The 14481-nt window shown below is 71.5% G+C and carries 13 protein-coding genes; 7 read left to right on the top strand and 6 right to left on the bottom strand.

Annotation, left to right across the window (positions count from 1 at the left end; translation table 11 throughout):
* Positions 1 to 98: 98 nt before the first annotated feature.
* Genes AB0M83_RS32400 through AB0M83_RS32420 form a run of 5 tightly spaced genes read right to left on the bottom strand, consistent with a single transcriptional unit; the run spans position 99 to position 3985 of the window.
* Entirely contained in the window at positions 99 to 377 is a 279-nt protein-coding gene (locus tag AB0M83_RS32400) for an HPr family phosphocarrier protein (RefSeq protein ID WP_364522726.1), read from the bottom strand.
* Between the two features lie 11 nt (positions 378 to 388).
* Entirely contained in the window at positions 389 to 1831 is a 1443-nt protein-coding gene (locus tag AB0M83_RS32405) for a fructose-specific PTS transporter subunit EIIC (RefSeq protein ID WP_364522728.1), read from the bottom strand.
* Between the two features lie 2 nt (positions 1832 to 1833).
* Positions 1834 to 2286, bottom strand: a complete 453-nt coding sequence (locus AB0M83_RS32410) for a fructose PTS transporter subunit IIA (RefSeq protein WP_364522730.1) — start codon at positions 2284 to 2286, stop codon at positions 1834 to 1836.
* Positions 2283 to 3227 (bottom strand): 1-phosphofructokinase, encoded by a 945-nt coding sequence (pfkB, locus tag AB0M83_RS32415; RefSeq protein WP_364522731.1) that lies wholly within the window; start codon positions 3225 to 3227, stop codon positions 2283 to 2285. The genes AB0M83_RS32410 and pfkB overlap by 4 nt, the downstream gene beginning before the upstream one ends.
* The gene (locus AB0M83_RS32420; protein ID WP_364522733.1) at positions 3224 to 3985 is read right to left on the bottom strand and encodes a DeoR/GlpR family DNA-binding transcription regulator; all 762 of its coding nucleotides are present in this window, start codon (positions 3983 to 3985) and stop codon (positions 3224 to 3226) included. Before AB0M83_RS32420 ends, pfkB begins: the two co-directional genes overlap by 4 nt.
* Positions 3986 to 4088: 103 nt before the next feature.
* Here AB0M83_RS32420 and ptsP point away from each other — a divergent pair, with 103 nt between their 5' ends.
* From ptsP to AB0M83_RS32435, 3 genes are all read left to right on the top strand, one after another.
* Positions 4089 to 5651, top strand: a complete 1563-nt coding sequence (gene ptsP, locus AB0M83_RS32425) for a phosphoenolpyruvate--protein phosphotransferase (protein ID WP_364522735.1) — start codon at positions 4089 to 4091, stop codon at positions 5649 to 5651.
* 5 nt (positions 5652 to 5656) lie between these two features.
* Positions 5657 to 6067, top strand: a complete 411-nt coding sequence (locus tag AB0M83_RS32430; RefSeq protein ID WP_364522737.1) for a cupin domain-containing protein — start codon at positions 5657 to 5659, stop codon at positions 6065 to 6067.
* Between the two features lie 94 nt (positions 6068 to 6161).
* Entirely contained in the window at positions 6162 to 7205 is a 1044-nt protein-coding gene (locus tag AB0M83_RS32435) for an alcohol dehydrogenase catalytic domain-containing protein (protein ID WP_364522739.1), read from the top strand.
* On the opposite strand, the gene AB0M83_RS32440 is transcribed toward AB0M83_RS32435, so the two are convergent.
* Positions 7202 to 8164: an SEFIR domain-containing protein gene (locus tag AB0M83_RS32440; protein WP_364522741.1), complete on the bottom strand. Its 963-nt coding sequence runs from the start codon at positions 8162 to 8164 to the stop codon at positions 7202 to 7204. The two genes, AB0M83_RS32435 and AB0M83_RS32440, sit on opposite strands and share 4 nt — an antisense overlap.
* A 258-nt stretch (positions 8165 to 8422) precedes the next feature.
* Between AB0M83_RS32440 and AB0M83_RS32445 the strand changes: the two genes are divergently transcribed.
* From AB0M83_RS32445 to AB0M83_RS32460, 4 genes are read left to right on the top strand one after another with little or no spacing between them, the layout of a single operon-like run.
* Positions 8423 to 9007: a toll/interleukin-1 receptor domain-containing protein gene (locus AB0M83_RS32445; protein WP_364522743.1), complete on the top strand. Its 585-nt coding sequence runs from the start codon at positions 8423 to 8425 to the stop codon at positions 9005 to 9007.
* Positions 9008 to 9010: 3 nt separating this feature from the next.
* Positions 9011 to 10648 (top strand): CATRA system-associated protein, encoded by a 1638-nt coding sequence (locus AB0M83_RS32450; protein WP_364522745.1) that lies wholly within the window; start codon positions 9011 to 9013, stop codon positions 10646 to 10648.
* Positions 10645 to 11310 (top strand): hypothetical protein, encoded by a 666-nt coding sequence (locus tag AB0M83_RS32455; RefSeq protein WP_364522747.1) that lies wholly within the window; start codon positions 10645 to 10647, stop codon positions 11308 to 11310. Before AB0M83_RS32450 ends, AB0M83_RS32455 begins: the two co-directional genes overlap by 4 nt.
* Positions 11310 to 14408, top strand: a complete 3099-nt coding sequence (locus tag AB0M83_RS32460; protein WP_364522749.1) for a DUF87 domain-containing protein — start codon at positions 11310 to 11312, stop codon at positions 14406 to 14408. Before AB0M83_RS32455 ends, AB0M83_RS32460 begins: the two co-directional genes overlap by 1 nt.
* Positions 14409 to 14481 lie beyond the last annotated feature (73 nt).

Genomic DNA, 14481 nt, shown 5'->3' on the forward strand with positions numbered 1-14481 from the left:
GACCCCCGCGCCCCACGGTGGCTTTGGTTGCGTCTGACGCACCAATGGTGGCCTTCGGTGCGTCAGACGCACCGAAGGCCACCTTGGGTCGCTGGGTGTTATGCGTCGAGGTCCTGGGCGATCAGCTCGGCCAGGGCGTCGACGGACTCCTGGGCCGCGTCACCGTCGGCGGTCAACTCGACTTCGTCGCCGAAAGCCGCGCCCAGGGTCATCAACCCGAGGACGCTCGCGGCGTCGACCGGGTCGCCGGCCACCCCGCCGGTGATCTTGGCGATCTTCACCTTGGCCGGCTGACCGGCGGCCGTTTTCGCGACCAGACCCGCGGGCCGGGCGTGGAGCCCGACACTGCTGGCGACGAGCGTGCGGCGTTGGTACACAGTGGACTCCTTCAGGCGCTGACGGGCTGGCCGGAAACGGCGGCGGAACGTTCGGAAGCGCGGAAGCGCACCTGCTTCAGCAGGATCACCGCACCGGCGGCGACCGCGGTGCCGGCGACCAGCGCCACCAGGAACAGCAGCGGGTTGCCGATCAGCGGGAGCACGAAGATCCCGCCGTGCGGGGCGCGCAGGGTCGCGCCGAACGCCATCGACAGCGACCCCGTCACGGCCGAGCCGAGCATGATCGACGGGATCACGCGGAACGGATCCGCCGCGGCGAACGGGATCGCGCCCTCGGTGATGAACGAGGCGCCGAGCAGCCAGGCAGCGCGGCCGTTCTCGCGCTCGGCTTCGGTGAACAGCTTCTTCCGCACCGTCGACGCGAGCGCCAGCGCCAGCGGCGGCACCATGCCCGCCGCCATCACCGCGGCCATGATCTGCAGCGACGCCGTCGCGCCGGTGGTCAGCCCGCCGACCGCGAACGCGTACGCCGCCTTGTTGACCGGTCCGCCCATGTCGAACGCCATCATCAGGCCGAGCAGCGCGCCCAGCAGCAGCGCGCTGACGCCGCTGAGGCTGTTGAGCCAGTTCGTCAGTCCCGTCGTCGCCGCCGCGATGGGCTTGCCCACCAGGACGTACATCAGGACACCGACCACAATGGACCCGAGCAGCGGGTACACCACCACCGGCATGATGCCGCGCATCGCCTTCGGCACCTGGATCCGCTTCAGCGCGAGCACGACGCCACCGGCCAGCAGGCCCGCGACGAGGCCGCCGAGGAACCCGGCGCCGACGGTGACGGCGATCGCGCCGCCCACGAAGCCGGGGGCGATCGCCGGGCGGTCGGCCATCGCGAAGGCGATGAACCCGGCCAGCACCGGCACCAGGAAGTCGAACGCGGCGCTGCCGATCTGGAACATCAGCGCCGCCCAGCCGGCGACCGACCCCGGGTCGAACTGCTCGGTGACCTTCGGCGCGTCGACGATCTTGTAGCCCCCCAAGGCGAAACTGAGCGCGATGAGCAGCCCGCCCGCGGCGACGAACGGGATGAGGTAGCTGACGCCGGTCATCAGCCACTGGCGGACCTTGGTGCCGGCCTTGTCGTTCGTGCCGACCTTGGAAGTGAGCGCCGGTGCGGCGGGGGCGGGCTCCCGGGCCGCGGCCTTCGCGCGTTCGAACAGCCCCGCGGCGTCGTTGATCGCGGCCTTGACCGGTGCTTCGACGATCGGCTTGCCGGCGAAGCGTTCCCGGCCCTGGACCGCGAGGTCCGCGGCGAAGATGACGGCGTCCGCGCTCGCGATGTCCTCGGCGGACAGGGGTTCGGACCCGGCCGAGCCCTGGGTCTCGACGACGATCGTGTCGCCGTTGGCCTTCGCGGTCTGCTCCAGCGACTCGGCGGCCATGTAGGTGTGCGCGATCCCGGTGGGACAGGCGGTGATGGCGACGAACTTCATGGTCAGGACACCTCCTGGCGGATGTACTCGGCGACGGCCGCCGCGTCGGTGGCTGCCAGGAGGTTCTGCTTGAACTCGGCCCGGACGAGCCGGCGGGCGAGGGCGGCCAGCACCTTGAGGTGGTCGCTGCCGCCGCCTTCCGGTGCGGCGATGAGGAAGATCAGCGTGGCGGGGCCGTCCGGGGCGCCGAAGTCGACGCCCGCGGCGCTGCGCCCGAACGCCAGCGTCGGCGCGGTCACCGCGGCCGAGCGGCAGTGCGGGATGCCGATGCCGCCCTCGAGCCCGGTGGCCATCTGCTCCTCGCGGGCGGCGACGTCCTTGAGGAAGAGGCCGAGGTCGGTCACCCGCCCGGCATCGACGAGCCGCTGCGCGAGCCCGCGCGTGGCGGAGTGCTTGTCGGCGGCGTCGAGGCCGAGGTCGACCAGGTCGGCGGTGATCAGGTCTGGGGTGGTCATGCGGCGGCTCCGCTGAGGGTGAGGGTGGGGTCGGCGTCGAGCACGCGCACCTGCTCGGGGTGCACGTCGTGCGGGGTGGGCATGCGGCTGCCCTCCTGCGTGACCGCGGCGGTGCCGTAGGCGACCGCGGTCCGCAGGGCTCCGGGGCCGGTCCCTCCCGCGTGGAGGAACCCGGCGAGTGCGGCGTCTCCGGCGCCGACGGTGCTGCGCACGGCGACCAGCGGGCCGAGCGCGTGACAGGTGGCGGTCTCCTCGACGAGCACGGCGCCGCGCGCGCCGAGGCTGACCAGCACGCGGCCGACACCGCCGGAGATCAGCTCGCGGCAGAACGCGACGACGTCGCCGAGCAGCGGCAGCGGGTGCCCGGCGAGCTCGGTCAGCTCGTCGAGGTTCGGCTTGAGCAGGTCCGGACCGCCCGCGCAGGCGGCGGCGAGCGGCGCGCCGGAGGAGTCGACGGCAACCTTCGCCCCGGCGTCGTGGGCGAGTTTCGTGAGCCGCGCGTAGAAGTCGTCGGGCACGCCGGAGGGGAGACTTCCGCAGCACACCAGCCAGTCCGCCCGCGCGGCCAGCTCGACGGCACGGCGTTCGAGGGTGGCCAGCTCGGCGGGGGAGATCTCCGGGCCCGGCTCGTTGATCTTCGTGGTGGTGCCGTCGGCTTCGACGAGCGTGATGTTGCTGCGGGTCGTCCCGGCGATCGGCACGGCGACGACGGGGACGCCTTCGGGAGCGAGCAGGTCGGCCAGCCGCTCGCCGACGAGGCCGCCGGCGGGCAGGAGCGCGACGGTCGGGGTGCCGGCGGCGGCCAGCGCGCGGGCGACGTTGACGCCCTTGCCGCCGGGGTCGAGCCGCACGGCCTCCGCGCGGATGACCTCGCCGCGCCGCAGCTCGGCCAGCCGGGCGGTCCGGTCGAGGCTCGGGTTCGGGGTCACGGTGACGATCACGCCAGCACCACCTCCGGGCCCGCCTCTTCGAGCTCGGCCACGGCGCCCGCGTCGAGGCCGCTGTCGGTGACCAGGACGTCGATTTCGGCCAGCCGCGCGAACCGGCTGAGCTGGTCGGTGCCGTACTTGCTGTGGTCGGCCAGCAGCACCCGCTTGCGGGCGGCGGCGACCACCGCGGCCTTCACCGCGGACTCGGCCATGTCCGGCGTCGTGCAGCCGTGCTCGGCGGAAAAGCCGTTGGCACCGAGGAAGGCGACGTCCACCAGCAGGCCGTCGAGCGCGCGCAGCGTCCACGCTTCGACGGCGGCGAGCGTCGTCCCGCGGACGCGGCCGCCGAGGATGTGCAGCGTGATCCCCGGGCGGGTGGCCAGGATCGACGCGACCGGGATCGAGTTGGTGATCACCGTCAGCTCGCGCTCGGCGGGCAGCAGCGTCGCGAGCCTGCTGGTGGTCGTGCCCGCGTCGAGCAGGATCGAGCCGCGCTCGGGCACCAGGTCGAGGGCGGCCCGGGCGATCGCGTCCTTCTCGGCGGCGTTGGTCTGGTCCCTCAGGGCGACCTCGGGTTCGAAGTCGAGCCGCTCGACCGCGACCGCGCCGCCGTAGACGCGGCGGACGACGCCCTGGCGTTCGAGGACGCCGAGGTCGCGGCGGATGGTCTCGGGGGCGACACCGAGTTCGGTGGCGACGTCGTTGACGTCGACCCGGCCGTCGCGCCGTGCGCGTTGTGCCAGGAGCTGATGCCGTTCAGCGGCGTACATGCCCGTTCCTCTCCGATGTTTGCCCGTTGCCGTTTGATTGTGCCCGTTGTTACCGTACTGTCAATCCCCAGTTACGAGATCCTTTGCGCTCGGAGGTCCCGCCATGCAGTTGTCCGGAGTCGGAGTCAGCCCCGGCCGGGTCGCCGGTCCGCGCGTCGTCGTGGTCGCTGACCTGCGCGAACCCGACGCTTCGGCGCTCTCGGGTGATCTCGCGGCGGAAGCGGGCAAGATCGGGCCGGCCGCGGCGTCGGTCGCCGCGACGCTGTCCGATCGTGCCCGTTCCGTGTCCGGCGATGCCCGGTCGGTGCTGGAGACGACCGCGGCGATGGCGTCCGATCCGGCGTTGATCGCCTCCGCGGAACGCCTGGTTTCGGAGCGCTCGCTGCCCGCGCCGCGCGCGGTGTGGGAGGCGGCGGGGGAGTTCATGACGGCGTTGCGGGCCGCCGGTGGGTATATGGCCGAACGCGCCGCGGACGTCGCCGATGTCCGCGACCGGGTCGTCGCTTCCCTGTCGGGGCTGACTCCGCCCGGCGTCCCGGAGCTGACGTCGCCGAGCGTCCTGGTGGCGCGCGACCTCGCGCCGGCCGACACCGCCGGGCTCGACCCGGACCTCGTGCTCGCGCTGGTGACGGAAGAGGGCGGACCGACGAGCCACACCGCGATCCTGGCCCGGGCGCTGGGCATTCCCGCCGTCGTCGCGTGCGCCGGTGCTCTGGAGCTTTCCGGCCCGGGGCTCGTGGTCGACGGTTCCGCGGGCACGGTTTCGCCGTCCGACGGCCGGGTGGTGGCGCCGGCGCGGACGTCCCGCCCGGTGTGGGACGGCGTGGGCCGGCTCGCCGACGGCCACCGCGTGAAGCTGCTCGCCAACGTCGGCTCGGCTTCGGACGCCCGCGCCGCCGCCGCGGCCGGCGCCGAAGGCATCGGGCTGTTCCGCACGGAGTTCTGCTACCTGTCGGCGACTTCGGAACCGACGGAGTCTTCGCAGCGCGCGGCCTACGCGGCGGTGCTGGAGCCGTTCGGCGGGAAACCGGTCGTCGTCCGGACCCTGGACGCCGGTTCGGACAAGCCGCTCGCGTTCCTGCCGATGGGGGCGGAGCCGAACCCCGCGCTCGGCGTCCGCGGGCTGCGGGTCGCGTTCGAGCGGCCGGACCTCCTCGACCGTCAATTGGCCGCGATCGCCGCGGCGGCGGCCGACACGGAGGTCGAGCTGTCCGTGATGGCCCCGATGGTCGCGACGGCGGCGGAGGCGGCTTGGTTCGCGTCGCGGGCGCGCGCCGCGGGAATCGCCCGGGTGGGCGTGATGATCGAGATCCCGGCGGCGGCGTTGTGCGCGGCGGAAATCCTCACCGAGGTCGATTTCGTCTCCCTGGGCACGAACGACCTGGCGCAGTACGTCTTCGCCGCGGACCGCCAGCTGGGCGCCGTGGCCGCGTTGAACGACCCGCACCAGCCGGCGTTGCTGCGGCTCGCCGGCCTGGTCGCGCAAGCCGGCGCGGCGGCGGGGAAACCGGTGGGGGTGTGCGGCGAGGCGGCGGCGGATCCGGCGCTGGCGCCGGTGCTGGTGGGACTGGGAATCACGTCGTTGTCGATGAACGCGGCGGCGCTGGCGGGCGTCGGAGCGGCGTTGCGCGCCGTCGACCTTGCGGCGTGCCGGGCGTTAGCTTGACAGTCATGGAGAGCGACAACAGCCAGAGCGTCTTCGACGTCCACGCGGAGGCCGCGGCGCTGCCGGAATCCGCGGAAACCATGCTGGTGGACAAGTACTTCGTCGACAAGCCGTCGGCCAGCGCCCGGATCTTCCGCATCTACCGCGAGGTTCCGCTGCACTACCACGAGGAGTGCGACGAGCACCTGTACCTCCTCAGCGGCGGTGGCACGTTCCACCTCGACGGCGAGGAGTTCGAGGCGCGGCCGGGGATGTTCCTCTGCTTCGAGCGGCGGAAGGTCCACGGCTTCCCGCGGATCACCGCCGAACCCCTCGTGGTGCTGGCGATCGACGTACCGCGGCGGCGGCCGGACGACATCGTCTTCGTCGACCCTGCCGCGGGTGACGCCCGGACGTTCATGGCCCGCAACGCCTGAGTCTCAAATTGCGACAGCCGTGGGGCCGCCGCGGTCCTAGCGTCGAGGACGGCCGGGCCCGGCCGCGAGAGCCGGGCGGCCGACGGAGGCGACGATGAAGGCGCTGGTCTACCACGGTCCGGGTGCGAAGGCTTGGGAAGACGTCCCGGACGCCGTCGTCCAGGAACCGACCGACGTGGTCGTGCGCGTCGACACGACCACGATCTGCGGCACCGACCTGCACATCCTGCAGGGCGACGTCGCCGCGGTCACCGACGGGCGCATTCTCGGCCACGAAGCGGTCGGCACGGTGACCGCCGTCGGCGACGCGGTCCGGGCGTTCGCGGTCGGCGATCGCGTGCTCGTCCCGGCCATCACCCAGTGCGGGCGCTGCGAATACTGCGGCCGGGGGATGCCGTCGCATTGCCAGACGGTCGGGGGGATCGGCTGGATCTTCGGGCACCTCATCGACGGGACGCAGGCCGAGCTGGTGCGCGTGCCCTTCGCGGACACGTCGCTGTACGCGGTTCCCGACGGCGTCACGAACGACCAGGCGATCTTCCTGGCCGACTCGCTGCCCACGGGCTACGAGGTGGGCGTCCTGGCCGGTCGCGTCCGCCCGGGCGACACGGTGGCGGTGGTCGGCGCCGGTGCGGTCGGCCTGGCGGCGATCCTCACCACGGGCCTGTGGGGCGCGTCCCGGGTGATCGCGGTGGACTCCAACAAGTTCCGCCTGGAGAAGGCCCTGGAGTTCGGCGCGACGGACGCGTTCGAAGCGGGCCCTGATACCCGCTCGGACGTCCTGGGTCTGACCGACGGCCTCGGCGTGGACGTGGCGATCGAGGCGGTCGGCTACCCGGAGACGCTGCTGACGGCGGCGTCGCTGGTCCGCCCGGGCGGCCGCATCGCGAACGTCGGCGTGCACGGCGTCCCGGTCGAGCTGCCGATGCAGGAGATGTGGATCCAGAACCTGACGCTGACGATGGGCCTGGTGGACACGGTGTCGATCCCGACGCTGCTGAAGATGGTGGCGTCCGGCCGCATCCCGGCCGAGCGGATGGGGACCCACCGGTTCACGTTCGCGCAGATGGAGGAGACGTACGAAGTGTTCGCCAACGCGGCCGCGAACTCGGCGCTGAAGGTGGTCATCACGCCTTAGGTCACGGTCGGGTCCCCGAGGGCGAGCTCGGGCGGCCGTCCTTGCCGCCGTGTGATGACGACGGCCGCGGACCCGAACGGAGACGCCGCGACCCCCGGGCGCGACATCTCGAGCCGCAGCTTCAGCGCACCGGTGACGTCGAGGTCGATCGCGGCCGGCTTCCCGATGGTCACTTCGTGCTCGGACCGGGGATCGCCGTCCACGAGCACGCGGAACCGGCCGACCTGGAAGCGGTCGGCCGCGTCGTCGAGCACCCCGGCGACGGTCGAAAACCGCTGGTAGTGGCCGCCGAGATCGACCTCGACGTACCCGGGCGCGGCGTCCGAACGCAGCACGATGCTGTCCTCGTACCGCCGGCCGTCGATCGAGGCCGCCGCCCGGCGCACCCCGGCGCTGGTGCCGGTCCACCGCAGATCGCTCGCGAGGATCGGCTGCGGCTCGGAGGATCCCCCGAGCCACCGGCCGCGCGGCGGCATGGGGTGCTTCCCGCGCCCGGTGATCGCGGCGAGCAGGTCCGCGACGCCTTCGTCGGTGAACTCCCCGATCTCGTACCGCGTCATCGAGTACGGGTTGAGGAACTCGGGGATGTCGTCGATCGAGCCGCCGGGCAGGACGACGGGCAGCACCCGCCGGGTGCCGTCCTCGAGGTCCTTGGTCAGCTTGTTCCGGATCATGGCGGTCTCGTACTGGGCGCCGCGTCCCTCGTGCGGCGGTGCGTCGCCGTCGGCTCGCTCCCGGTACAGCGGAGACGCCACCACGATGATGAAGTCGGCCGCCTTGATGTTCCGGGTCGCCCACAGCGACCAGTCGATGCGGATGTTGTCGTGCCACTGGTCGAGCACGACCTCGAGGCCGATCCGGCTGTGCAGGAAGGTCGCGAACCGCCGGACCTGGTCCTTGTGGTCCTGGGTGTCGTGCGAATAACTGAAGAACACCCTGGGTACTTCGCGGTCGGTCATCGGGTTCCCCTCGAGATCGGTCGGTGATTCACCGATCCGGGAGATCGGTATTCCGGAAAGGCTTCGCGGCGGCTCCCGCCATGTACGCCTGTCATGTATAGGTGCCCGGAAGATTTGTCAAGATGCGTTTTCCGGCACTGCATCGAGGGTGGCCAGTTATTGTCCTGGATCTGTCAGGTTTCCCGCCTTCTTCGCCGGTGCCAAGCGGATCTAGGATGACAGCTGCCTGGTGGGGAGCGGTGAGGAGCGTCGGCACGCGTGTACGAGTACGACGTGTTCATCAGCTATCGGCGCACCGCGAGCGACATATCGGCGTGGATTCGCCACCATTTTCACCCGCGTCTCCTGGAAGTGCTCGACAACAATCGGTACGAAGACGTCAAAATCTTCTTCGACGACCAGGTGCGCGTCGGAGCCGACTGGCCGGCCGAACTGAGTTCGGCGTTGCAGCGCTCCCGGGTGCTGCTCCCGGTCTGCTCGCCGAAGTACTTCCGGGACGAATGGTGCCTGGCCGAGTGGGCGTCGATGGAGGAACGGGAGGCGCTGACCGCCGGCCCGCGGCGGGAACACGGGCGGCCCCTGATCTACCCGGTGATCTTCTGCGACTCCCGGAACTTCCCCGACTGGGCCCACGCGCGGCGCCCGCGTGACCTGCAGCAGTGGAACCACCCCTTCGAGCACTTCCAGACCGCGCCGGCCTACCTCGACTTCAACCAGCAGATCAAGCAGATCGCCGCGGAGCTCGAGGAATTGATCGAACGAGCGCCGGAGTGGCGGGACGACTGGCCGGTGCGCACCCCGGCCCCGGAGCCGCCGAAGCGGGCGCGGATGCCGAGGTTCTGACGGATGCCGGGATCGGTCTTCACCTTCTACTCCTACAAGGGCGGGGTCGGCCGGAGCTTCACGCTGGCCAACATCGCCGTGCTGCTCGCCCGGTGGGGCCACCGCGTGCTCTGCCTGGACTGGGACCTCGAAGCCCCCGGCCTCGGCGACTACTTCCGGCCGCGGCTGCCCGCGCGCCCGAGCGGCGGGGTCGTCGACCTCGTCGACGACTTCCGGCACGGCCGCTTCCAGCCGGAGACGCACGTCCAGCGGCTGGCGGACGTCGGCGTGCTCGACTTCATCGCGGCCGGCCGGGAAGACGCGGGCTACATCGGGCAGGTGCAGGAGATCGACTGGGACGGCCTGTACGAAGCCGGGTTCGGCGAATACCTCGAGAAGTGCCGCGAGCAGTGGGTCGAGCGCTACGACTTCGTCCTCATCGACAGCCGGACCGGGATCTCGGACATCGGCGGGATCTGCACGGCGCACCTGCCCGACCACCTCGTGCTGCTGTTCACGGCGAACCGGCAGAGCATCGTCGGCGCGATGGAGGCGGCCCGGCGCGCCGACGCGGCGCGCAACCTCCTGCCGTTCGACCGCTCGCGGCTGACCGTCCTGCCGGTGCTGTCGCGGTTCGACAACCGGGAGGAGTACGACCGGTCGGAGACCTGGCGCGGCATCGTCGTCGACGAGACGGCCGAGCTGTACCGGCCCTGGCTCGACCAGGCGGTCGAGCCGGAGACGATGGCCCGGCACCTCACCCTGCCGTACGTGTCCTACTGGAGTTTCGGCGAGCAGCTGCCGGTGCTGTCGGAACAGACGCCGAGCGCCGACCAGATCGGGTTCGCGCTCGAGACGGTCGCGGCGGTGATCGCGTGCCGGCTCGACCGCACCGACCTGCTGGCCGAGAACCGCGACGCGTACGTCGCTTCCGTGCGCACGAGCCGGCGGGAGTTCAAGCACGAGCTGCGGATCAGTACCCCGCGCTCGGCCGTCGGCACGACGGACAAGCTGATCGCCGAGCTGAAGAAGCGCGACGTCCGCGCGGTGAAGTCGCTCTCGGGCGACCGTTCGCTGCTCGCGCGCGCCGAGGACGACGCCCGGCACCTCTGCCTGGTCGTCGACGGCAAGGTGAGCCGCTGGCAGTCCGCCGAAGTGGAGCTGTTCCTGCACCGCACGCTCGGGCAGGACCGCCGCGTGATCCCGGTGCTCACCGCGGGCACCGACGCGGCCGGGCTGCCGGGCTACGTCGGTAACCTGCGTTACTTGCGGCTCAGCGGCTCGCGTGGCCCGGCCGAGGTGGCCCGCGAACTCGTCGGCCAGCTGAAGGGCTTCACGTCCCTGGTCGACGCGGCCGACGACGACCTCGACCTCGCGGCGGTGCTCGGCCAGGCCCGCGGATCGCGGCTGCGCCCGTCCCGCTGGGACCTCGTCGACGAGCTGGTCCTCGCGTTGCAGTCGGCCGTCGGCGCGGGCGACGGCGGCCGGACCCGTGACCTCGCGACGGACCTGGCGGTGGCGGTGAAAACCCGCCCCGCCCACGGCGACGACCACCACGCGGCACCGCCGAGGGTCCGCCGATCGATCGACTGGCTCCTGCGCACCCTCGACGCCCGCGCCCAGACCACGACGAAGCCGAACCACCGGAGGAATCTCGGATGACCGATCGCCTGAACCACAAGCAGACAGCGGCGATGTTCACGCTGATGGTGCTGGGACGAGAAGTGCCCAACCAGGAACTGCAGGAAGTCGTGGGGTTCACGCTCACCGGCAAGGACCGCACGAACCTGAACAAGCTGGGGTATGTCGAGAGCGAGCCGTCCGGGCCGAGGAAGAGCTTCGTGCACCTGCTGAGCGACAGCGGCTGGGCCTGGTGCGAAGAAGAGATCGCGGCGGACGGGCCGCCTCCGCCGCGAGGGCAGAGCACGCTCGCTTCCGCCCTTTACGTGCTGCTCGGCGGTTTGAACGGGTACCTCGAGCGTGAGAACAAGCGGCTGTTCCACGTCTTCGGGCCCGCCGTGGAAGCGCCCGCCGCCGAACCGGCCGGCGAAGTGATCTCGGACGCTCCCCTCGAGGAACGCATTCGCGTCGCCTACCGCGAGCTGGTGCGGGAACCCCGTGGCTGGGTCGGGCTGGTGGACCTGCGCCCGAAGCTCGGCGCGCCCGCGGCGGAGGTCGATGCCGTGCTGAAGAAGCTGAGCAGCGCGGGCAAGGTGCACCTCGTCCCGGAGGACAACCGCAAGGCACTCACCGCGGCCGACCACGAGGCGGCGATCCGCATCGGCGGTGAGGACAACCACCTGCTCTCCATCGAGGCCCTGTGATGGACGAACTCAAGGCACTCGCGACGCTGAGCTTCGACTGGGCGGACACTCCCGACCACGTGTGGCGGGACTCGCCCTACCACGTCGACGGCCTGCACGCCGACGCCCTCGCCGCGATCGACACGGGCATCCGCGACGCCACGACCAGCGACGGACCGAGCCCGATCGGGCTCGTCCTGCGCGGGCTCAAGGGGGTGGGCAAGACCCATCTGCTGGGTCTCGTCCGGCGTCAGGTGCATCGCGCGCGGGGGTACTTCTTCCTCGACGACGTCACCGCGGCCGAAGCGTTCTGGGAGAACACGGCCGAGGCACTGCGCCGGGGACTGGCCCGGCCGGACGACTCGGGCGAGTCGCAGCTGAAGAGCTTCCTGCTGCGCGTGTGCCTGCGCACTCACGTCAACGCCGAGGTCACGGCGACGATCCGGCGCGGACGCGGATTGACCGCGGAGCACGTCGAGGCGTTCGTAGACGGTTTGGCGTCCCTCGACGAGATGGTCGCCGACGAATGCGGGGACACCGCGCGGGCTCTCGTTCTCATCGCCAGCCGGGACCGCGGTGCCAAGTACATCGGCGAAGACTTCCTGGACGGGGACGAGCAGCTCACGCCGGAAGCCCGCGAGTGGAACATCTACTCCCGGCCGAAACCCGCGCGCGTCCTCGTGCAGGAGATCACCCGGCTGCTCGCCCTGACCGGGCCGGTCGTGATCGCCGTCGACCAGCTCGACACCCTCGTCGCGCGGTCCGCCCAGCGCACCCAGGAAATCGGGAACAGCACCGAGGAAAACCAGCTCGTGGCGCAGATCGCCGACGGGCTCATGGGGCTTCGGGAAGTCACCCACAAGACTCTCACCGTGCTGGCTTGCCTGCCCAGCACCTGGGACCAGATCAAGAGCAAGTCGGCGGGCACCGTGCCCGATCGCTTCCGCGAGTCGGTGACTCTCGGGCGGATCCTCGACCCCGAAGTCGGGCGGGCGCTGGTGGCGAAGCGGCTCGGAGTGGCTTACCAGGCCATGGAATTCACTCCGCCGCACCCGACCTGGCCCGTCGCGCCCGTGGCGTTCGCGGAACCCTGGGAACAGTGGACTCCGCGGCAGCTGCTGAAGCGCATCGGCGCGCACATCGAACTCTGCCTGCGCGCCGGGCAGGTCCAGGAGCTCACCTCCTTCGACGAAAAGGTCACTGTGCCACCCCCACCGGTGCGCACCGTGGTCGAGACCGATCGGTTCGCCGACCTCGACACGGAGTTCGAGAAGCTGCAGGCGGAAGCGGAACCCGAGAAGCTGCTCGCCGAGAAGACCGTGGACACGGTGATGCCCGGCCTTCTCTCCGCGGCCCTGCGTTGCTGGGTCACGGAAGTCGGCGACGACGACCTCGAATGGTCGTGTGAGCGCCAGAACGGGCGCAGCGAGGTGCACGCCTGGCTCTCCCGGACCCTCGACGAGGCCGCGGACCTGCAGGAGCACTGGGCGTTCCGGGCGATCGCCGCACGGGACCCCCGGGCCGCGTTGAGCCGGTTCCGCAAGGCCCGGTCCGCCGCGGGACAGTTGCAGGGCGCGGACAACCGCCACCTCATCATCCTGCGCGAGGCCTGGGGACGTGGGGCCAAGACGAAATTGGAAGTCGAGAAGTTCACGGCTGCGGGCGGGAAGACGCTCCGGCTCAGCGAGCCCGATGTCCGGACCTTCTCCGCGTTGCAGAAGATGCTCGGCACCGGCGGCCGTGAGCTGCACGAGTGGCTGATCGACCGGCGGCCCGCGAGCCGGTCGGATCTGTTGTCGACGGTTCTGCCGGAGAAACCATCGGAGAATGCGTCGGAGAAGCCGCCGGGGCGGCCCGCCGAAGGGACGCACCCGCCGCCCGCTGATGGCGAGATCACGCTCGGGACCGTCGTCGGCTCTGGGGAGCCCGTGCGGGTCGGGCTTTCCGCGCTGCGCAAGCACGCCGCCGTCTTCGCCGGATCCGGTTCCGGGAAGACCGTGCTGCTCCGGCGGATCATCGAGGAATGCGCGCTGCTGGGCGTCTCCGCGATCGTCCTGGACCCGAACAACGACCTCGCCCGGCTCGGCGACGCCTGGCCCACGCCGCCCGACGGCTGGGGGCCCGACGATGCCCAGCTCGCGAAGCGGTACCTCGCCGAAACCGACGTCGTCGTCTGGACGCCGGGGCGGGCCACCGGGCGGCCGCTCGCGTTCCAGCCGCTGCCGGACTTCGGCGGTGTCCTCGACGACTCCGACGAGTTCGCCGCCGCCGTCGAGGTGGCCGTCGCGACGCTCGCGCCACAAGCGAGGCTCACCGGGAGCACCGCGAAGACGAACATCGGGCTCGCGGTGCTGCGCCAGGCGGTCGTCCGGCACGCGCGGACCGGGTCGCGCAGCCTGCCCGAGCTCATCGAGCTGCTGACCGACCTGCCCGAGGACGTCAGCAACCTCAACGACGCCCCGCGCATCGCGGCCGGCCTGGCCGAGGTGCTGAAGGCGGCGATGGTCAACGACCCGCTGTTCGCCGGCGGCGGCGAACCGGTCGACCCGGGCGTGCTGCTGACCCCGGCGGCCGGCAAGCGGGCCCGGGTGTCGGTGATCAGCTTCGTCGGCCTGCAGGCCGACGAGCAGCGGCAGAACTTCGTCAACCAGCTGCAGATGGAGCTGTTCGCGTGGATCAAGCGCAACCCGGCGGGCGACCGGCCGCTGGGCGCGCTGTTCGTGATGGACGAAGCCCAGACGATGGCGGCGTCGGGCACGCTGACGGCGAGCACGCGCAGCACGATCGTCCTCGCGTCGCAGGCCCGCAAGTACGGCTTGGGCCTGCTGTTCGCCACCCAGGCGCCCAAGGGCCTGCACAACCAGGTGGTCGGCAACGCGATGACGCAGTTCTTCGGCCGCCTCAACAGCCCCGCTCAGATCGCGGCGGCCAACGAGCTGGCCCGGGCGAAGGGAAGCCCGGTCGCGGACATCTCCCGGCTGGAACGGGCGCAGTTCTACGTGGCGGGCGAGGCGTTCGGGTTCCGCCAGGTGGCGACGCCGCTGTGCCTGTCCCACCACCCGGCGAGCCCCTTGCGCCTGGAGGAGGTGATCACCCGGGCGCGCGGCGAGGGGGAGTAGGCGACGCCCGCTCACTCGCCGCTGTCGATCCGGGCGTCTCCTGTTCGACGCACTGGTGACCACGACGCAGAGG

This window comes from Amycolatopsis sp. NPDC051106 (assembly GCF_040682775.1).
Taxonomy (GTDB): domain Bacteria; phylum Actinomycetota; class Actinomycetes; order Mycobacteriales; family Pseudonocardiaceae; genus Amycolatopsis.

Bases quoted from the DNA above. Each gene is read 5' to 3' on its own strand.
- AB0M83_RS32420 (WP_364522733.1), bottom strand. From the start codon at position 3,985: ATGTACGCCGCTGAACGGCATCAGCTCCTGGCACAACGCGCACGGCGC.
- ptsP (WP_364522735.1), top strand. From the start codon at position 4,089: ATGCAGTTGTCCGGAGTCGGAGTCAGCCCCGGCCGGGTCGCCGGTCCG.
- AB0M83_RS32450 (WP_364522745.1), top strand. From the start codon at position 9,011: ATGCCGGGATCGGTCTTCACCTTCTACTCCTACAAGGGCGGGGTCGGC.
- AB0M83_RS32460 (WP_364522749.1), top strand. From the start codon at position 11,310: ATGGACGAACTCAAGGCACTCGCGACGCTGAGCTTCGACTGGGCGGAC.
- AB0M83_RS32455 (WP_364522747.1), top strand. From the start codon at position 10,645: ATGACCGATCGCCTGAACCACAAGCAGACAGCGGCGATGTTCACGCTG.
- AB0M83_RS32405 (WP_364522728.1), bottom strand. From the start codon at position 1,831: ATGAAGTTCGTCGCCATCACCGCCTGTCCCACCGGGATCGCGCACACC.
- AB0M83_RS32440 (WP_364522741.1), bottom strand. From the start codon at position 8,164: ATGACCGACCGCGAAGTACCCAGGGTGTTCTTCAGTTATTCGCACGAC.
- AB0M83_RS32410 (WP_364522730.1), bottom strand. From the start codon at position 2,286: ATGACCACCCCAGACCTGATCACCGCCGACCTGGTCGACCTCGGCCTC.
- AB0M83_RS32430 (WP_364522737.1), top strand. From the start codon at position 5,657: ATGGAGAGCGACAACAGCCAGAGCGTCTTCGACGTCCACGCGGAGGCC.
- AB0M83_RS32435 (WP_364522739.1), top strand. From the start codon at position 6,162: ATGAAGGCGCTGGTCTACCACGGTCCGGGTGCGAAGGCTTGGGAAGAC.